Annotated in this window: 20 protein-coding genes, 1 pseudogene and 1 riboswitch; of the genes and pseudogenes, 2 read left to right on the forward strand and 19 right to left on the reverse strand. The window is 37.9% G+C overall.

What is annotated here, in order from left to right; translation table 11 throughout:
• Nucleotides 1-76: 76 nt before the first annotated feature.
• The 12 genes and pseudogenes from pknB to ID741_RS02860 all read right to left on the reverse strand — a co-directional run bounded on the left by pknB (nt 77) and on the right by ID741_RS02860 (nt 12,704).
• Nucleotides 77-2,191 (reverse strand): Stk1 family PASTA domain-containing Ser/Thr kinase, encoded by a 2,115-nt coding sequence (gene pknB, locus ID741_RS02805; protein WP_218326973.1) that lies wholly within the window; start codon nt 2,189-2,191, stop codon nt 77-79.
• Entirely contained in the window at nt 2,188-2,964 is a 777-nt protein-coding gene (locus ID741_RS02810) for a Stp1/IreP family PP2C-type Ser/Thr phosphatase (RefSeq protein WP_343214733.1), read from the reverse strand. The genes pknB and ID741_RS02810 overlap by 4 nt, the downstream gene beginning before the upstream one ends.
• Nucleotides 2,953-4,302: pseudogene (gene rsmB / locus ID741_RS02815) on the reverse strand (16S rRNA (cytosine(967)-C(5))-methyltransferase RsmB); the annotation flags it as partial. The gene ID741_RS02810 and the pseudogene rsmB, both read right to left, overlap by 12 nt.
• Nucleotides 4,302-5,243 carry a methionyl-tRNA formyltransferase gene (fmt, locus tag ID741_RS02820; protein ID WP_438718971.1) on the reverse strand — a complete coding sequence of 314 codons (942 nt, stop codon included), beginning with the start codon at nt 5,241-5,243 and terminating at the stop codon, nt 4,302-4,304. The pseudogene rsmB and the gene fmt, both read right to left, overlap by 1 nt.
• On the reverse strand, nt 5,236-5,727 hold the full coding sequence (def, locus tag ID741_RS02825) for a peptide deformylase (RefSeq protein ID WP_218326976.1): 492 nt from the start codon (nt 5,725-5,727) through the stop codon (nt 5,236-5,238). Before def ends, fmt begins: the two co-directional genes overlap by 8 nt.
• 10 nt (nt 5,728-5,737) lie before the next feature.
• Nucleotides 5,738-8,137 carry a primosomal protein N' gene (gene priA, locus ID741_RS02830; protein WP_218326977.1) on the reverse strand — a complete coding sequence of 800 codons (2,400 nt, stop codon included), beginning with the start codon at nt 8,135-8,137 and terminating at the stop codon, nt 5,738-5,740.
• A gap of 124 nt (nt 8,138-8,261) precedes the next feature.
• Nucleotides 8,262-8,561 carry a DNA-directed RNA polymerase subunit omega gene (gene rpoZ, locus ID741_RS02835; protein ID WP_218326978.1) on the reverse strand — a complete coding sequence of 100 codons (300 nt, stop codon included), beginning with the start codon at nt 8,559-8,561 and terminating at the stop codon, nt 8,262-8,264.
• A gap of 5 nt (nt 8,562-8,566) precedes the next feature.
• On the reverse strand, nt 8,567-9,181 hold the full coding sequence (gene gmk, locus ID741_RS02840; RefSeq protein WP_218326979.1) for a guanylate kinase: 615 nt from the start codon (nt 9,179-9,181) through the stop codon (nt 8,567-8,569).
• A 103-nt stretch (nt 9,182-9,284) separates the two neighbouring features.
• A complete protein-coding gene (locus tag ID741_RS02845) occupies nt 9,285-10,166 on the reverse strand; it encodes a YicC/YloC family endoribonuclease (RefSeq protein ID WP_438718972.1) in 882 nt (293 codons plus the stop codon).
• Between the two features lie 12 nt (nt 10,167-10,178).
• The gene (locus ID741_RS02850; RefSeq protein ID WP_218326981.1) at nt 10,179-10,394 is read right to left on the reverse strand and encodes a YdbC family protein; all 216 of its coding nucleotides are present in this window, start codon (nt 10,392-10,394) and stop codon (nt 10,179-10,181) included.
• A 24-nt stretch (nt 10,395-10,418) separates the two neighbouring features.
• A complete protein-coding gene (locus tag ID741_RS02855) occupies nt 10,419-11,915 on the reverse strand; it encodes a patatin-like phospholipase family protein (RefSeq protein WP_438718973.1) in 1,497 nt (498 codons plus the stop codon).
• Between the two features lie 72 nt (nt 11,916-11,987).
• Entirely contained in the window at nt 11,988-12,704 is a 717-nt protein-coding gene (locus tag ID741_RS02860) for a class A sortase (protein WP_438718974.1), read from the reverse strand.
• A 268-nt stretch (nt 12,705-12,972) separates the two neighbouring features.
• On the opposite strand from ID741_RS02860, the gene ID741_RS02865 reads away from it, so the two are divergent.
• Nucleotides 12,973-13,743, forward strand: a complete 771-nt coding sequence (locus ID741_RS02865; protein ID WP_218326984.1) for a hypothetical protein — start codon at nt 12,973-12,975, stop codon at nt 13,741-13,743.
• Between the two features lie 72 nt (nt 13,744-13,815).
• On the opposite strand, the gene thiT is transcribed toward ID741_RS02865, so the two are convergent.
• The 3 genes from thiT to ID741_RS02880 form a co-directional block, all read right to left on the reverse strand.
• The gene (thiT, locus tag ID741_RS02870; protein ID WP_438718975.1) at nt 13,816-14,403 is read right to left on the reverse strand and encodes an energy-coupled thiamine transporter ThiT; all 588 of its coding nucleotides are present in this window, start codon (nt 14,401-14,403) and stop codon (nt 13,816-13,818) included.
• 51 nt (nt 14,404-14,454) lie between these two features.
• A riboswitch (TPP riboswitch) is annotated at nt 14,455-14,553 on the reverse strand.
• A 62-nt stretch (nt 14,554-14,615) separates the two neighbouring features.
• The gene (locus ID741_RS02875; RefSeq protein WP_218326986.1) at nt 14,616-14,972 is read right to left on the reverse strand and encodes a hypothetical protein; all 357 of its coding nucleotides are present in this window, start codon (nt 14,970-14,972) and stop codon (nt 14,616-14,618) included.
• Nucleotides 14,973-15,037: 65 nt separating this feature from the next.
• Nucleotides 15,038-15,499 (reverse strand): low molecular weight protein-tyrosine-phosphatase, encoded by a 462-nt coding sequence (locus ID741_RS02880; protein WP_218326987.1) that lies wholly within the window; start codon nt 15,497-15,499, stop codon nt 15,038-15,040.
• 66 nt (nt 15,500-15,565) lie between these two features.
• Between ID741_RS02880 and ID741_RS02885 the strand changes: the two genes are divergently transcribed.
• Nucleotides 15,566-16,534, forward strand: coding sequence for a 2-hydroxyacid dehydrogenase family protein (locus ID741_RS02885; RefSeq protein ID WP_218326988.1), 969 nt, complete (start codon nt 15,566-15,568; stop codon nt 16,532-16,534).
• A 26-nt stretch (nt 16,535-16,560) separates the two neighbouring features.
• Here ID741_RS02885 and ID741_RS02890 read toward each other — a convergent pair whose 3' ends face one another.
• From ID741_RS02890 to msrB, 4 genes are all read right to left on the reverse strand, one after another.
• Nucleotides 16,561-17,139, reverse strand: coding sequence for a TetR/AcrR family transcriptional regulator (locus ID741_RS02890; protein ID WP_218326989.1), 579 nt, complete (start codon nt 17,137-17,139; stop codon nt 16,561-16,563).
• 12 nt (nt 17,140-17,151) lie between these two features.
• Nucleotides 17,152-18,153 (reverse strand): Holliday junction branch migration DNA helicase RuvB, encoded by a 1,002-nt coding sequence (gene ruvB / locus ID741_RS02895; RefSeq protein ID WP_438718976.1) that lies wholly within the window; start codon nt 18,151-18,153, stop codon nt 17,152-17,154.
• 18 nt (nt 18,154-18,171) lie between these two features.
• Nucleotides 18,172-18,759 (reverse strand): Holliday junction branch migration protein RuvA, encoded by a 588-nt coding sequence (gene ruvA / locus ID741_RS02900; RefSeq protein WP_438718977.1) that lies wholly within the window; start codon nt 18,757-18,759, stop codon nt 18,172-18,174.
• An 88-nt stretch (nt 18,760-18,847) separates the two neighbouring features.
• Entirely contained in the window at nt 18,848-19,276 is a 429-nt protein-coding gene (gene msrB, locus ID741_RS02905; protein ID WP_218326992.1) for a peptide-methionine (R)-S-oxide reductase MsrB, read from the reverse strand.
• Nucleotides 19,277-19,315: the final 39 nt, after the last annotated feature.

The raw sequence follows: 19,315 nt of genomic DNA on the forward strand, positions 1-19,315 counted from the left end.
ATTTATTATTTGAATTTAATCATTTAAGTAAAAAATACCTTCCGCCAAATCAAGGCGAAAGGTATTTTAAAAGAAATTAACTACTGCTTGAAGAACTACTTCCACTGGAGACAACGACATTAATTGTTTCTCCTGATTTAATTGTGGCACCACCACCTGGGCTCGTTCGAATAACATTGCCTACTGGAACTGAGTCCGAGGCTTCTTCACTAATTGAAGCAGTTAAGCCTAAACCTTGTAAATAACTTTCAGCGGCTGCGCGACTAGAACCGACCAAATCTTTTAAGGTAAGTTCGCCTGAACCGCTTGAAACGACAACATTTACTGTGCCGCCCTTTTGAACAGTTCCACCACCGCCAGGGCTCGTCCGAATGACTATACCAGCCGCAACAGAATCAGAAGCTTCTTCACTGATTGAGGCGTTCAGACCCAAACCTTGTAAATAACTTTCAGCAGCCGACTGACTAGAACCAGTTAGTTCATTAATCGTGATGTAGTTTGAACCAGAGCTCACTTTTAAAGTCACTGTATCTTCAGCTGAAACTTTACTACCGTTTACTGGCGATTGACTAATTACTTGTCCAACAGGCACCGTTTCACTACCTTCATCCGTTCGATTAATCTGACTATCACTCAAACCTAATTCGATTAATGCTGCATAAGCTTCATCGTAGGTCATCCCTTGATAATTGCCTAGTTTATATGTTTTAGGTCCACTAGAAACTCTGAAAGTTATTGTATCTTCCTTAGGATCTAGCTTTTCTCCCGCTTTTGGTGATTGACTAATAATATCCCCTTCAGCAACTGTATCACTAGCGCTACGTCTAACTTTGATATTTCTTAAAACAAAACCACGTTTTTGCAAGTCACTTTGAGCAGAGGTTAAAGATTCTCCCTTATAATCTTTCAAAGTAATTTTTTTCGAGCCTGTACTAACAAATAATTGAACTTCAGAATTACGATTGACACTTGTTCCAGCTTCGGGACTAGTGCGAACTACATTGCCTTCGTCGACAGTATCATCAGCGATTTCTATAACTTCACTGTCGACCGTAAGATGAGCATTTTCTAGGGTTGAGGTTGCTTGCTCGACCGTCATATTCTGTACTTGCGGTACCGAAATATCTCCTCGGCCAAAAGCAAAATAACCAATCCCTAGCAGGGCTATTAAAGCGATAATCCCACCAATAATCAATCTTTTTTTCCGTTTATTTTTCTTTTTAGGCTTATTGTTCTTTTTTGGTTTTGTCGATTTTTCCAGTTCAACTTTAGGTTCTGGCATTACTTCAGCTTCGGCTTCAATTGGGGTAATTGCTTTCGTTTCCCCCATCATTGCCATCGGTGTCCAAGGCATTTGGTTGAGCCCCGCACTAGTTAATGCTACTGACAAATCAGCTGCCATCTCATCCACCGTTTTATAACGATCTGCTGGATCTTTAGCAGTTGCTTGTAAAACAATATTTTCAAGAGATTGAGGAATTTTAGGGTCCAATTGTTTTACTGAAGGAATCGGTTCTTGAAAATGTTTTAAAGCAATTGTTACCGCTGATTCCCCATCAAAAGGTACATTACCAGTAATTAATTCGTATAAAATAATCCCTAATGCGTAAATATCTGATTGTTTGGTAGCCATACTTCCACGGGCTTGTTCTGGTGATAGATAATGCACTGAACCCAGTAAAGAATTGGTCTGAGTTAATGAAGTCTCTGACAATGCAATGGCGATTCCAAAATCAGCAATTTTCGCGACGCCTTCTTCATCAATTAACACATTTTGTGGTTTTAAATCCCGATGAATAATGCCGTGTTCATGAGCCAAACTAACTGCTGATAAAATCTGCTCCATGATATCCACAATTTTTGCATAAGGAATTGGGCTGTGGGTTTGAATATATCGCTTCAAATCCATTCCTTGCACAAATTCCATAACTAAATATTGCATGCCACCCTCTTCATCAACGTCATAAACACTGACAATATTCGGATGAACTAATTCGGTTGCAGCTAAAGCTTCCCGCTGAAAACGTCTGATAGCTGTCTGGTCATTTTGAAAATCAAATCTTAGTACTTTGATTGCAACGTCACGATCTAATATTAAATCATGCGCTAAAAATACATTCGCCATGCCTCCACTACCAATACTAGCCAAAATTTTGTAGCGTCCATTGACTAGCGAGCCGATGTTTATCATGACTGATCCTCCTTCTCAAAGTGAATCAGCAAAACAGTAATATTATCAGAACCGCCCGCTTCATTAGCCGCTGAAATGAGACTCTTGGTTTTTTCTTCGATTGTCAAATCACTCGTAATCGTCACTAAAATGTCTTCTTCACTGACCATATTAGTCAAACCATCTGAACATAATAACAAGTAATCGCCTGTCTGATAAGTAAACTCAGAAACATCCACTTCCACACTTCCGAAAACACCGATGGAACGAGTCAGAATATTCTTTTGTGGATGGACCGCCGCCATCTCTTCAGTAATTTCTCCTGACTTCACTAACTCATTGACTAGGGAATGGTCATCCGTTAGTTGAACGATTGTGTCTTCGCTAATTTGATAAGCGCGACTATCTCCCACATGAGCCAAGGTAAAGCCATCTTCAAATAAAGCAGCTGAAACAATTGTTGTTCCCATTCCCTTGAGACTTTCATTAGTGTTTCCTTCATGATAAATTGTTTCATTCTCTTTTTGAATTTCGGTTACAAACCATTCATTGATTGTCTGATCATCAGAGATATTTGATTGGCTCCATGCTTCTCCTAAACCATCAACAATCATCTTACTGGCAACATCGCCAGCTTGATGCCCGCCCATACCATCAGCTAAAATTGCTAATTTCAGATCTGCCTGATTAGTAAAAACATTCGCGTAATCTTGATTAGTGTGGCGTCTTTTGCCAATATCTGATTGAAATTGAATTTCCATAACAGGTACTTCACCTCTACTCTTTTTTTTCATTCCGCAAATAAAAAAGCCGTCAGTCATAAAATCTTGTGGGTACAAGGTTAACATTTGATCTTTGATTTGCTCAGCAAGTGTCTCATTCACAGCTAAATCAATCTTCTCGAATTCTGGATGATCTTGCAAAAAGCCAGCAACCACTTGTTGATTTTCTTCAGGTGCAATTGTACACGTACTATAAACTAAAATACCATCAACTTTTAAAGTTGGCGCACAGCTGTCTAAAATAGCCCGTTGAATTTTTGGTAATTGGACAAAGTCGGCCGATTTTTTTTGATATTTCAAATCGGGTTTACGACGCATTAAGCCTAAACCTGAACAAGGCGCATCAATTAAAATACGATCAAAAGATTCTCGCTGAAACCGATTTTCCACCTCTCTTGCATCCATCTCGATTGTTTTAATTTGCTCTGAGACGTGTAGACGTTCGGCATTTTCTCTTACTAATTTTAACTTATGGGCATGAATATCTAAAGCGGTAATTTCTCCAGTGCCATCTAACAGTGCTGCAATATGGGTGGTTTTTCCTCCAGGTGCAGAACAAGCATCTAGAACTTTTTGCTCTTTTTCCAATTCCATTACTGGTGCAACCAGCATTGAGCTTTCATCTTGAACCGTTATCAGGCCTGCTTGGTATAATTCACTACCTGCCAAAAAGCCTTTTTCAGCAACGATTCCGTAAGGTGAAACCAAGCTTTCCCAAGCATCAATGCCTTCTTCCGCTAATTTATTCAAAGCCGCTTCCCGACTAATTTCCCTTAAGTCTACTCGAGCACTAACATGACTAGGTTCTAATAATGACAAACCTAACTCTCTAGTCTCTTCTTTGCCGATTTCTTTAATGAATTTTTCGACTAAAAAGCGAGGCATACTGATTTCAGTCGCCAAACGCTCGATTGGATCTTTGATCGCTTCAATCTCTGGAAAGCCACGTCGCTGCATGCTACGTAATACACCGTTAACGAATTTACCAATTCCAGCATTTCCCTTGGCTTTGGCAATTTCGACGGCCTCATTTAAAATGGCATGGTCTGGTACCCGATCCAAATAAATCATTTGATAAGCAGATAATTGTAATAATTGATTGACCCAAGGTTCAACTTTTTTTGCTCGTTTGATGAAAGGGGCCACAAAATAAGCCAACGAAATTTGACGGCTTAAAGTGCCGTAAACAATCTCTGTTAACAAAGCTGCATCTCTTTTATCAACTTGATTTTTTTTAATTAATTCATTTAATAATAAATTAGAGTAGGCACCGCCATGGTTGATTCGCTCTAGAGCTTCCAAAGCGGTAAATCTAACGGAGTGCAATAATTTTTTAGGAACTTTTGCCATTATTCTACCTTTTGTCCTTCTTGAACTTTTTGTCCACTACCATTTAAAAACGCTTGAATTGTTTGTTGCGCCTTGCCTGCTGGTTGTAATTCATCGATTTGTAAAACGGTCCCTTCACCACTAGCTATTTTCAAAGCTTTTTTACTCCGTTCGATAATTGTACCAGGAGCTTGATCGGTTTTTTCAGCTGTGATTGTGGCTTTAAAAATTTTCCAGTGGGTACCTTGGTAAGACGTATAAGCAACTGGCCAAGGATGCATGCCGCGAATTTGATTATTAATTTCAGTTGCTGTTTTTTGCCAATCAATCACTTCTTCTTCCCGCGTAATATTTGGTGAGAAAGTCACTTGGCTTTCATCTTGCGGAGTAGGTTGCAAAGAACCAGCCACAATCTTTGGTAAAGTAGCTAATAATAACTCTTTTCCGACACTACTTAATTTGTCAAACATCGTACCAACATCATCTTGATCAGTAATCGGAATACTTTTTTGACTGTAAACACCGCCAGCATCCATTTTTTTGATCATTTCCATGATGGTTACACCGGTTTCTTTTTCGCCATTAATGATGGCGTAATGAACTGGCGCACCACCGCGATATTTTGGTAATAAAGAAGCATGCACGTTGATTGCACCAATTTTTGGGACTTTCAATAGTCGTTCTGGTAAGAATTGACCAAAAGCAGCTGTCACGATTACATCCGGCTGCAATTGTTCAATCTGATCTAATTCTTCTGAACCACTAATTTTTTCTGGCTGTAAAACCAATAAATCGTGTTTCAACGCAGCCTCTTTAACAGGCGTCGCAGTAATTATTTTTTTACGTCCCACTGGTCGATCTGGTTGCGTGACGACGGCTAAAACCTCATAGCCTTCAGTCAACAAACCTTCTAAAATAGGCACAGAAAAAGCTGGTGTACCCATAAATACTATTTTAGTCATCTTCGTGTTCCTCCATATATTTTTCTAAATCGGCTGGCGCAATTTTTTCAATCATTTGGTCGATAAACAATTTACCATCTAAGTGATCAATCTCATGTTGGAAACAACGAGCTAGATATCCATAAGCAGTCACTTCCATTTGATCACCCTCACGATCGTAATAACGGATCGTAATTTCATCTGCTCGCTTGACCGTTCCAAAAGTTTCTGGAATCGATAGACAGCCTTCTACATCAATTGTTTCCCCTTTTTTTTCGATAATTTCAGGATTAATCAGATCAAAGCGGTCGCCCTCTTCGATTTCAACTACCGCAATCCGTAAGTTACGTCCAACTTGTGGTGCCGCGATGCCAATCCCATCATGAGCCAGCATTGTTTCATACATATTATCTAATAAATCAATCAATTCGTCCGTCATATAAGGGACTTCTTCCGCAACTTTTCTTAATTTATCATCCGGATGCAGTAAAATTGGTAAACGCATATTTTCTCCTTTAAATAAAATACATCGGTTCATTGTCTAAGGCAATTAACAGTCCTTGTCGTTGATCCTTTTGACTCGTCTGTAAAATGTCTTCCAGCACCGCATGTAAATTAGGTTCGTGTTTATATTTAATAATCATTTGGTAATAGTAACGATTTTTAATCCGCATAATAGCCGCCGGAGAAGGTCCTAGCACAATACTTTGAGGACTAAGCGAACTTTTTAGTTGTTCCGCCAATTGGAAAGCCTTTTGGGCTGCTTTGATTTCTTCTTGGTGAGAAACGGTTACTTTGACAGTGAAATAATAGGGCGGATAAGCTGTCTGATGGCGCATCCGCATTTCCATTTGATAGAACTTTTCATAGTCATGTTCTTTTGCCAACTGAATTGTATAATGCTCCGGATTAAAGGTTTGAATGACTACTTCACCGGCTTTTGCACCCCGGCCTGCACGACCGCTAACTTGGGTAAGTAATTGGAAAGTCCGCTCGCTAGCTCGAAAGTCAGGTAAATTTAAAGCCGTATCGGCATTCAAAACACCTACTAACGTTACATTAGGATAATCCAGTCCTTTCGCAATCATTTGCGTCCCTAGTAAAATATCAGCCTCTTTATTTTCAAAAGCAGTTAAGATTTTTTCGTGAGCTCCTTTACGGCGTGTCGTATCGACGTCCATTCGTAAAATTCGTGCCTCTGGAATGAGCTGTTCTAACTCTTCTTGGACTTTTTCGGTACCTGTACCAAAATAACGAATTTTATCTTTGCCACAATTGGGACAGCGATGAGGAATTCCTTCTTCATGTCCACAATAATGACAACGCATCGTTTTCGTATCCATATGTAAAGTTAACGAAATATCACAATTGGGGCAAGGTAAAACATAGCCACAATCCCGACACATCACAAAGGAAGAATAGCCACGGCGGTTTAATAGTAAAACACTTTGTTCACCCTTAGTTAAGCGATCTCGAATTTTCATTTCTAAACTGGCTGAAAACGCCGAATTCAAGCGATTTTTCATTTCTTCCCGCATATCAATAATTTCTGTTTGCGGTAAGGTAGCTTGCGGATTGGCTCTTTTGGTTAACGTTAATAATTGATAAACACCTTTTTGGCTCCGGGCCCGCGATTCTAGTGAGGGTGTTGCTGAACCTAAAATGACAGGACAATGATGAAATTTTCCTCGCCAAATAGCTAAATCTCTGGCATGATAGCGAGGTGTTTCATCTTGTTTATAACTTGTTTCATGTTCTTCATCAATAATAATTACACCCAGATTGGTTAGCGGAGCAAAAACTGCTGAACGAGCGCCCACAACAACTTGAGCTTCGCCCCGTTCTAGTTTACGCCATTCATCATACTTTTCACCTTGTGATAAACCACTATGTAAAACTGCAACAGCTGAGCCAAAACGCGATTTAAAGCGGGTCACCATCTGAGGTGTCAAAGAAATTTCCGGTACTAACATCATGGCTGTTTGTTGCTTTTTCAAAACATCAGCAATTACTTGTAAATAAACTTCTGTTTTACCACTACCGGTGACTCCTTCTAGTAAAAATGTCCGGTGTTCCTCTGTTTGAACCTTCTCAGTTATCGCTTGATAAGCAGTTTGCTGTTCATCATTTAATTTAATCGCCGTGGTTTTTTGAAAATCTCTTTCAGCAAAAGGATCACGATAGGTTTCGATTTCTTCAAAAGCCAACCAGCCTTTTTCTTCAGCTTGATTTAAAATACTCAAACTAAAATTTTCTTTAACCTCTTTGACAGCAATTTTCTCTGCTTCTGACAAATTAGCTAAATAATCTAACAATGCCAGTTGTTTTTTTGCACCTTTGCGGATCGTTGCAACCAATTCGTCTTTTGCTGATAAATCAAAAGTCCGTTTGAGATAACGTGTAGTTTTTACTTTATTTTTGGTATGAACTTCATACCGCAGTTCAACCAAGCCATCCTCTCGTAATTGAGCCATTTCTTTTAACCAACCATTATTTTGTGCTTCATCAAAATCAATAAAATCGCCGTTATTGAAATATTTTGCCTTTAATTCAGCAGCATCATTCAATAAGTATAAGCGTTTTTGGTAATTGGCTTTCATAACACTTGGCAACATGGTTTGTAGACAAGTAATTTTAAAAGCGAAAGTTGTTTCTTTCATATAGTCAGCTAATTGTAATAATTCTTCAGTTAAGACTGGCGCTAAATCTAACACTCGGGTAATTTCTTTTATGTTATCTGGTAACGGTTGTGGGGCTGGTTGAATCCCAATAACAAATCCTTGGAGTTGTCTAGAACCAAAACCAACTTCTACCCGCATACCTGGTATTACTTTCATTTGAGGCGGAATCAAGTAACTGAAAGGTTGATCCGTCTGCATTGCTGGGACATCGACTATCACATCTGCTAAATTCATTTTTCCGCCTCCATTCTTATGTAGTGTACTAAATAATTACAAATTTTTCGTAAAGTTGTGAAAAACTTTTTTTCATAAAAAAGGGAGCTGGAATATTTTAACAACATCCCAGCTCATTCTTTGATTATTTTTCGTTGTTTACACGGTTTTCAACTTCACGTTGTTCCCGTTCACTTTGTAAGCGGCGTTCTTCTGCTTCTAATTTCATTCGTTCACGTTTAATTTCTGGATGCGGATCATTGATTACTGTGCCAGCATCAATTTCTTCTAATGCCTGGCCGACACTTTTAACAGATTCGAATGATTCAACCGTTGGCTGTGCTCCGGAATCTATTTCATGAGCTCTTTTACTAGCAAGAATCACTAATGAATACTTTGAATTTACTTTATCTAATAAAGTATCGATGGAAGGTTTTAACATCATAAGCTTTAAATCTCCTTTAACATTTTAATATATTTTCCGATTACCCGATCAACTCGGTAATGTTCTGCGACAATAATATCTTTGATTCGGTCAACTGCTAAGGGTACTTGATCATTGACCACAGCATAATCATACAGAGACATCATCTCAATCTCTTCACGAGCAGCTGCCATTCGTTGATCAATTACTTCTGGGCTGTCCGTCCCGCGTCCAACAATACGGGCTTTTAATTCTACTAAATCAGGCGGTGTTAAAAAAATAAATACGCCGTCAGGAACTTTTTCTTTGACTTGTCCGGCTCCTTGGACTTCAATTTCCAAAAAAACATCTTTGCCTTCGTCTAAAGTTTGATTGACATAATTTAGTGGCGTACCGTAGTAATTGCCGACATACTCTGCATATTCCAGCATTTCGCCAGCTTCAATAAGTGCCTCAAATTCTTCTTTCGTACGAAAATGGTAATCAACTCCGTCTACTTCTCCCGGCCGCATTTGGCGCGTCGTCATGGAGACAGAATATTGAAAATCATTGTCGTCTCGTTCAAAAATTGCTTTTCTGACAGTGCCTTTTCCGACACCAGAAGGTCCAGACAAAACAATTAAAAGTCCTCTTTCAGACATAAAAACGCCCTTTCATAGTCTTTTTTAGCTAAGTTGTATTGTGCACTTTTTTTTCAAAGATTTCAAGTGGCATTTTGCTGTAAAGAGCGTCCTTTCGGAAAACTTACTCGACATTTTGAATTTGTTCACGTATTTTTTCTAGAATCGTCTTTAATTGTACCACAATATCTTTGATTTGAATGGGACTCGACTTAGAACCGATGGTATTCACTTCACGATTAATTTCTTGTAATAAAAAGTCTAACTCACGCCCAACAGGGATGTCTTTTTGTAAAAGTTCCGCTAATTTAGTCAAATGAATAGTTAGACGATCCAATTCTTCGTGAATATCTCCTCGTTCCAATAAGATAGCCAATTCAGTCAACAAACGATCTTGATCGACTGTATTTCCAAGATATTCCTGCAATTTGGCTTCGTAACGCTTTTGATAATCTGCTTCGTAAAGGGTGACAAAAGATTTTAATTCTTCTACTAACTCAAAAACCTTTTGCTGATAATCTACTAAGACTGCCAAAATACCAGTACCTTCTTGGCTGCGGCTGGCAATCAGTTGATCAAAAGCTTGCTCTGCAGCTTCAATCACTAAATCTGCTAACGAATCTGAGTCCGTTTTTTGTTCCTCCAGCTTGATATAATCTGGTTGACCCACCAGCTTGATTAAAATATCTTCTGTCGATAAATTAATCGCCCCTATATGTTTCGCACCTGTTTGCATTTTTTCAATCAATTCTGTAATCAGTGACCAATCAATCGCAACTTGTTTGGTACCGCTATTGATTGGTGTTAAATTTAAATATAGTTCCACTCGTCCTCGCTGCACTTTTTCTTTGGCAATTTGCCGCAAAGCCGCTTCGTGAGGATTTAATTCTTTAGGTAGCCGAATTTGTAAATCTAAAAATCGATTGTTAACACTTTTTATTTCTAAAGATAATTCGTAAAAATCATTGCTAACAACTGCTTGGCCGTAGCCAGTCATACTTTTCATCAAGATAGCTCCTTACATTTTAGTTAACTGCTCTTTTAGTGCTTCGAATTCTTCATTGGATAAAGTAACTCCCTTACCCATTTTTTCATGATTTGGTGCCCAATCTCTTAAATCAAACTTCGGTGGTCGCCCATTCCAGCTAATTAAATTTAGCTCTTTACGCCAGCCTTTGGGATTTTCTGATAAAACCACAATTTCTTCTACAATTTCATAGCTAAAATCTGCCATGAGCATTCCTCCTCAAATAAAATTCTATAATTCTTCAATCATCAACGCGATCAATTGATAGCAATCAAAATAATTGGTTCTTTGGGCTCTGCCAAAATGCCAGCGCACCCGATCATTTAATTTTGCGCCAACTTCCAGTTGATTTTTAATCGCTTTTTTAAAGGTATCTATATCATACACTTTAACTGGATCAACTTGTAATCTGGCGGCTAAATATTCTAAAATAACCAGACTGATTTCTTCAATCTCGGTTGCCTCACCAAAAAAATCACTGACTTTTTTTTGCAGTTCATTCAGAGAAACAATTGGCAATTGCTGGTTGGCTTTTTTCAAAAAGTCGCGACTAGCTTTTACAAAGTCTGTTTCTAAAGTAAAACAATAACGTCGGCCTTTAAAATCACCTAAGCTTCGTTTTGCTTCTAAATAGCCTAGTTGCAAATTCTTTTGTGCCGTATTTTTTTGGAAGATTAAAAAATCACCTAAATTCCAATGACTTTTCAAACTGACATCGACAATCTCTTTTGAAAAAACCGGACGTTTGTTAAATCCTGGGCCTTTTACATCGATACTAATAAGCCTTGTAGCACCTAAAGAAACTGCCACATCCTGCGGTAGATTATTACGATAGCCACCATCAATATATTTATTGCCGTCAATTTCCGTTATAGCCATGACTGGAAAAAAACTAGAGGAAGCCAGCATCCACTGAATTTCTTGCTGTGGTTTATCTAACAAATTGACGATTGTTTCTTTAAACTGCGGAAGTTTGGTTGTCACAACATAAACAGGACATTTCAATGGTCCCTTGGCTAAGAATTTTTCCAACAGTTCTTTTAAAGGTGCTGTTGAGATCCCTCGTTGTTCCAATGACGCACTCACCAATTGCTGAATTTGTTTTCTTTGAGTCGCATAATCAATCTCTTCCGCTTTTTCAAAGGCTAACTCTAGGACTTGCTGAGTAGAAATTTGTTGCCATAATTTTTGTGCTGCTGAAAAATCCCCTTGCGCAATCAACGCGCCGTTCAAGGCACCAACTGACGTTCCCACAATAAAATCAAACTTGATTCTTTTTTCCAACAACGCTTGCCAAACACCTATTTGATAGGCTCCTCGGGCACCACCGCCCCCCAAAACTAAAGCCGTTTTATCAAACAGTTCTTTTTGATAGCTCCCATTAACAAAAGTATAATTATAGTTTTGCAGTAAATCTGTCACAACGATCTCTTCTGCTAGTTCCAATGAAATTTTTGAAATAAACTGTCTGCGAGCAGCTTGTTCAATCTGTTGCAACCCCTCACTAAGATTGAGATTGGCTAAAATTAAAATATTTTCAATTTTCCAGCTTTGAGCAGTTTGTTTTACCACTAGCCAAAGATCTTTATTAATAGCAAAGGCCTTCTCTTGTTTCACTGCGACTGAAAAAGCTTCCCGGCCTTTTTGATGAGAAGAAAAAAAAGGTAAAAGTAGTTTTGCTTCAGAAAAGCCAGTCATTATTAATTGCGAACCAAATACCTGCTTCATTTTTCTCCTCCTTTTTTAGTTAATTATAGCAAAAAAAATCAGAAATTTAGTTGGGCTAAATTTCCAATTTTTTTAGAAAGTTTTTTGTTCCATTTCAAATGCTCGCTTCATTTTTTTGGTAGCTTTTTTTATTGGAGTGGTTTTCTTTAAATCCCCTTGAACAATAATTCGAGTGACACCATTCATCTCACCACAAGTAATCAAAGTAATTTGTTTCTTGCCAGGTGTTGTCTCGATGTACTCTACTTGAGTTGGCTGAACTCGTACTTTCAGACTCACCTTATATGTATAAATCTTTTTTAAATCAGTAATATAAACGATATTTCCGGCTTCAACATTTTCCAACGGAGTAAACAATAAATCCTTCCGCGAAGCCCGGTGACTGGCTAACACATAATTGCCTTTTCCCATTTTTTGATCTTCGGCCAGCGTTCCCGCGCCATAAAGCAGCGCTTCATTAGATAAACCTTTGAAGATTGGCAAACTTATTCCAACGTTGGGTACGGCGATACCACCAATTACCGGCAAACGTTTATTACTTAGCTGCGCCCGCAAAACAGCTTCTGTACTAGCAGGTTCAACCGCATCAAAGTCAAAAGACGCATTAGCATTTTCATTTTTTCTTAGTTGGTCTTCATCGAGGTTGGAAATACCATAACGATCCCCGTTTAATTGAATTAAAAAATCTTTGATTTGATTATTAAAAATCAAAGCCAATCCAACAATAAATAATAAAACTAAAAAGCTATTTAATAGCCAATTTCGCTTTTTCTTCTTAGTTTTCGTCATTTTCCCACCTCATTTCGATTTAATCATAACATATTTTTTCAAGTTGTCCTATAGTCTACGACTTAAAATGAAAGCGATGTTTTATGAAAATATCATCGTTATCTTTTCAAAACAAGTAAGAATTTCACTAATTAATTCACACGGATTCAGCTCTTTTTTCTCTAATTTAAATATATTTGTAATGTAATTTTAAAATAAAAGTTACAAGCTTTTTTTTGATGCATGAGGTAAAATAAAATTAACGAAAGAAAAAGGAAGCGTGAAGAGTGTGGCTGAAATGTTATTTGTATATATTGATACAACCAGTAATGCTGTTTTTTCTAAAGGGCTCTCACCACAAGATTTTGTTGAAGGGATCGTCCACCAGCCGGAACATCTATTACTGTTAAATCCTGCAGCAAGCGCCGGCGAATTTGATTCTCACACCGGGTTAAAAATTATTAATGGTACTAATGCTGTCAGCAATTTTTTTAGTATCCGTCAATTGAATAGTCCCAGTGCAGCAAAATGGATTGATTTCACTGATCCAGCACTGCTAAAAGAATTATCTCCTTTAGAGATTTCTGAGTTGTTGTATTTTGGTCATATGAAGACCCACTTACATTCACCTTTTTTTTACAAACTTCAAAATAACTTTGTCTATTTTAATTTTGGTAACGATACAATGCGGGTTTATTATCGCTATTTAGATGAGTTCTATCGGATTTTGGCCAACAAGCTTAGTAAGATCGTTTTAGAAAAAAACAATTTTCGTAGAACACTTTTTGCTCGTGGTCCACAAGTTGCAAAATTGGATGGCGAAATTTTAAAACAACTTTATCCTTTCTTTCAAGAAGGAGCAATTTTTAATATTCCGCAAGAGCCAGTTGAAAACCAACAATTCCACATTCCGATTTACTTATCAGATGAAAAAGGCTGGCGCCGTAGTCAAATCAACTTACGGAAAGAACAAAAAGTAGCTGAATTAACTTATGATTTAAATAAAAAAATCTGGCATTTAGAGGTTGAAGATGATGATTTAGCCTTTTCATTCCACTAAAAACAATCTGGAAAAATATTTCTGGATTGTTTTTTTGCAGCAAAAAAACGCCATCTGATGGCGTTTTTCCAATTAATTAGTAGTTTTTTCTAATTTAGCTGCAGACTTTGGTAAAAATAATTGTGGTGTTTTTTTGGCAATGATGACAATGACGATGCTAGTAACCGTTCCTGTGGCAATAAAATTGATCCCGTTAGTGACGAAAGAAAATAGTACTGGTCCCATACCCCAAACAGCATAGCTGCCCCAAAAGACAACACCGGCAATAAAATGCCAAAAGAAACGGGCAAAACTTCCAGCAAAACTTCCTAAAATGACACTTCTTGTTACGCCACGACTATCTTCAGCAATTAAAGACTGTTTTAAAGAGTCTGAAAAAAGTCCCGCAAAGCCTGCAAAAGTAAAGGCAATCGGATATTCAATCAAGACTTGCGGTACGCTTAAGAAAAAAACATTCCCCATTGGAAAATGTAAAATCCCCCAAATGAATGCTGCGATTAAGCCAGCCTTCAAGCCTCTTCGTAAAGCGAAAATAGTTAATGGAATCATTCCTAACGAAACCGTTAAGCTACTACCAATGTTGGTTGGTACCATCGACAATAATAGTGATAATGCGGCAAAAATTGTAGCTTCCATCATAATTCTAGTTCTTTCATGCATAAAAAAACTCCTCCTTTTTTGAACATACAGCTCACAAAGGAGAAGCAACAGCTATTACTTCTTCACAATTCCTACGTTCGAATTACCGAAACAGGTTCTAGGGTTTAGAGTAGACTCAATCTCAGCCCGAAGGCTCCCCTTTGCGAAAGTATTATTCTATTTTGACAAATTCATTGTAACATAAGTTGAAAATTTCACCAATATTTTTACAATTAACGGGAAAAAGTTTTTTGATCATCACTGTCTAAACGAGTTGTCACTTTTTTTACATCTGCTAAATTCAACATTAATAATTGCTGATCAGTAGTTTTTAACATAAAAGTTTCTCCTCTAACATGGCTTGGCAGCCAGCCAGAAACAGTTCTAAATTTTTTATTCTTTTTAGGTGCTTCAATTTGTAAAATCACATAGCTTTTCTGCAGAGACGCTAACTGTAACTGACGAAAAATCGTCGAAGTTGCTTCAGCTGCCTGCTTCTTTTCCGCAGTGTCATTGACAAAATCTGAAATAAAACGCAACGGAGTGGCAGAAAGTTTTTTGAAAAAATTTTCTTTTTCGGATTTTTTCATCTAGTTAACCTCCTCTAAAAAGTTACGATTATTTTAACATGGATACTTATTTTTTTTCAAGATTTCTAAGCCTGATTAAAAAAACTTAACCAAGGCTTTAAACCTGCCGTAATCAATCCGTATGTCTCCTCAAAATCACCAGTGTACCATGGGTCTGGAATGCTTTGGCCTTGTTTTTCTGGCAAAATATCTAAATATAATAAAATTTCAGCTTTACTATCAGCTGGCGCCATTTCCTTTAAATCAGATAAATTTTCGTTATCCATTGCAATAATATAATCAAAGCGATCAAAATCAGTTAGTTTTATCTGACGAGCCACAATCCCTTTAGTTGAAATATTGTGTTGTTTTAATATTTTTTGTGTCCCACGATGCGGGGGATTTCCTACTTCCCAAGAACTGGTGGCAGCAGAATCAACTAAAAAATCAGCTTGCTGTCTTTCTTTCACAAAAGCATCACGAAAAATCGCTTCGGCCATTGGTGAACGACAAATATTTCCCATACAAACAAATAATATCTCTTGCATATCTTTCCTCCATTTTTTTATTTCGTGCTATCATGAAAGCAATTCAATCAAAGCGAGGTCCTTTTCATGAGTCAAATTTTTATTTCTGCAGAAATCCCAGTCGCCGGCTATCAAGTCCTCGATCAAGCCAAAGTTGACTATCGAGTTTTTCAAGGTGACGGTTTAATTTCAAAAAAAGAATTACTAGAAAATGTAGCTGATATTCAAGTTTTGATTACGCCACTTTCAACTACTGTTGATCAAGAAGTGATTGACGCGGCACCCCATCTAAAACTAATTGCTAACTACGGGGCTGGATTTAATAATATTGACAGTGCTTATTCTGCCACAAAAAATATTTACGTCACCAATACACCGCTAGTTTCTACTAACGCCACTTCTGAGTTAGCTGCTGGTTTAATTATCGCTTTATCCCGTAGAATTGTCGAAGGTGATGACTTGATGCGGCACGAAGGTTTTTCTGGTTGGGCACCTTTATTTTTCCGCGGTCATGAATTAGCTGGGAAAACTTTAGGCATCATTGGTATGGGACAAATTGGACAAGCTTTAGCTGAAAAAATGCTGGCTTTTGGCATGAACATTATTTATACCCAACGCCATCCATTAACTGATGCGCTTGAACAAAAATTACACGCCCGTTACGTCAGTCAATCTGAAGTGATTGAACAAGCAGATATTATTTCAATCCACGCACCGTTGACTGATCAAACACAACATTTATTCAACCAAGCTACTTTTGCGAAAATGAAAAATTCTGCCTTTTTGATTAACGCAGCCCGCGGGCCCATCGTTGATGAAGTAGCCTTAGTGGAGGCACTTAAACAAAATGAAATCGCCGGTGCTGCCTTAGACGTTTTTGAATTTGAACCAAAAGTTACCGAAGCTTTAAAGGATTTTAAAAATGTCATTTTGACTCCTCACATCGGCAATGCCAGCTTTGAAGCCCGTGATGCCATGGCAGAAATTGTGGTTCAAAATGCCCTAGGTGCTTTAAATAATCAACCCATTAAATATGTCGTCAATGACGTAAAATAATTGCCAAAAAAGTGATTAGGACTATCTTAATCACTTTTTTCTGTCTCTGATTGATACAATCGATAAGCAAAAAATTCAATATCTTTGGCGAAACGAAAAAGCTGGGCGGCAATTTCCATCGGTGTCGCCTGAACCTTTTTCAATAACCAATCAACTAAGATGCCCCCACAACCGTATGCTAGAAAACGCGAATAAAAATCTTTATCAGCTGCACTCAATTGGGCTTCATGATCGACGTCTTCAAACAAACGGACAAATAATCCTTGAGTCAAAGCGGTAAATTCTCGAACCAATACCTCAGAATCACTAGTAACAGTTTTAAAATAAAAAGTTTGATACTTTTCCATTGTTCGCAACATCTTTAAAACGGCCTCTTCCCAGTTGTCTAAAGATAAATCATCCGCTTGTAAATAATTTAACCCTGTCACAAAATAGCTATAATGCAATAAATCCTCTTTATCTTTGAAATGATAATAAAAGGTTTGTCGATTTAATCCCGTCGCTTGTGTAATATCTGAAATCGAAATTTTTGCAAAATCTTTTTTTTCGATCAGTGTAAGTAATGCTTGTGCTAATTTATCTTTGGTCTTTTTTCCTTCAATCATCCATTCACCTGCTTAGTTGGGATAAGGATAGTTAAAATGCTGATAGGCAAGTTCAGTCGCTACTCGACCACGAGGAGTCCGTTTGATAAAACCCTTTTGAATTAAGAAAGGCTCGTACATATCTTCTACCGTTTCTCGTTCTTCACCAATATTTACAGCAATCGTACTTAATCCCACTGGACCACCATGATAAAGTTCAATCATCGTTTTCAATAATTTTTGATCAACTAAATTTAAACCAGCTTTATCCACTTGTAGTAATTGCAACGCCTGATCAGCAATTTCTTGATCAATAACACTATCTGACTGAACCTCTGCGTAATCCCGAATTCTTTTCAACAAACGATTGGCAATTCGGGGAGTTCCCCGTGAGCGACGGGCAATTTCCACCGCACCGGTATCAACAATTTCCGTTTGAAAAATATCAGCTGAACGTAAAACGATTTCCCGCAAATCACTTTCCTGATAATATTCCATGTGACTGATAATCCCAAAACGATCTCGTAAGGGTGCAGATAACATACCTGCTCGCGTCGTTGCCCCTACTAATGTGAATGGCGGTAAAGGAAAATGCACTGGATGTGCCGTCGGACCTTGCCCTACCATGATGTCTACATAATAATCTTCCATAGCTGAATATAATGTTTCTTCTGCAATGCGAGGTAGCCGATGAATTTCATCAATAAATAAAACATCTCCAGGTTCCAATTCATTTAAAACCGCTACTAAATCCCCTGGACGCTCAATCGCAGGTCCACTAGTTGAACGGATTTGTACGCCCATCTCATTGGCAATCACCATCGCCATAGTCGTTTTACCTAAACCAGGAGGTCCATATAATAAAACATGATCTAATGCTTCTTCACGATTTTTAGCTGCTTCAATATAAATACTTAATTCTTGTTTGACTTTATCTTGGCCGATATATTGCGCCAAATACTGCGGACGCAAAGATTTTTCCAGACTTTTATCACCAGTTTCTAGCTCTGGGGAAACGATCCGTTCTTCTTCCACTACTGATCCTCCTGACAATTATTTTTTCATCATTAATTTCAATGCTTGTCGCAAGTACTCGTCTGTGCCAGAAAGTTCTTCTTTCTCTAAGACTTTTTGGACTTTGCCGATTTCTTTGGCAGAATAACCTAAAGCGGCCAGAGCTTCCATCGCTTCTTCCAAATCATTGCCAGTCATTTTCATAAACAGTTGGCTATCATTTAATAATTCAGCTAATTTGCCTTTTAAATCTAACACAATTTGATTGGCAGTTTTTTTACCGACGCCGGGGAATTTAGTTAAATAAGTAATATCCCCTGCTTCGACAGCGCCAATTAATCCTTGCTGATCATCATTTGCTAAAATAGCTAGCGCACTTTTCGGTCCAATGCCAGAAACGGAAACTAACCGTAAAAATAATTGTTTTTCTGCTAAATCTTCAAATCCATATAATAATTGCGCATCTTCCCGCACAATTTGTTGTAAATAAATCGTCACCACTTGTTCTAGCTTACCGGTATAGCGATAAGGATTGGCTAAATAAATGAGATAGCCTAAACCATTGACCTCTATTACAACATAGCTTGGTGTAATTGCCGTTAATTTTCCCGTAATATATTCGTACATGACTATTCCTTTCTGCACATATGTTCTCATTATTCTAGCACAAAAAATCATGAAAAGAAAAAAGCTGTGACCGCAGCCACAGCTTTCATTATTTGACGATATCTTTATATTCTCCGTAACCGGCTTTTTCCATTTCCTCCAATGGAATGAAACGTAAGGCTGCGGAATTAATGCAGTAACGTAATCCGCCTTGATCTTGGGGACCATCATTGAAGACATGCCCTAAATGCGAATCAGCATCTTTACTGCGGACTTCTACTCGGTGCATACCATGAGAGAAATCAGCTTTTTCTTTGACACCGCGTTTTTCAATTGGTTTTGAAAAGGCTGGCCAGCCACAACCAGCATCATATTTATCACTGGAAGAAAACAAGGCCTCACCACTAACGACATCTACGTAAATGCCTTTTTGATAAAAATCATCGTATTTACCAGTAAATGGTTGTTCAGTCGCACTTTCTTGAGTCACTGCGTATTCGATATCTGACAAATTTTTCTTTAATTCATCTTTATTCATTGCAATCCCTCCTTAGTGACACCAATCATAATCCTTTTT

This window comes from Enterococcus sp. AZ103, from assembly GCF_051714685.1.
GTDB classification, from domain to species: Bacteria; Bacillota; Bacilli; order Lactobacillales; family Enterococcaceae; genus Enterococcus_A; species Enterococcus_A alishanensis.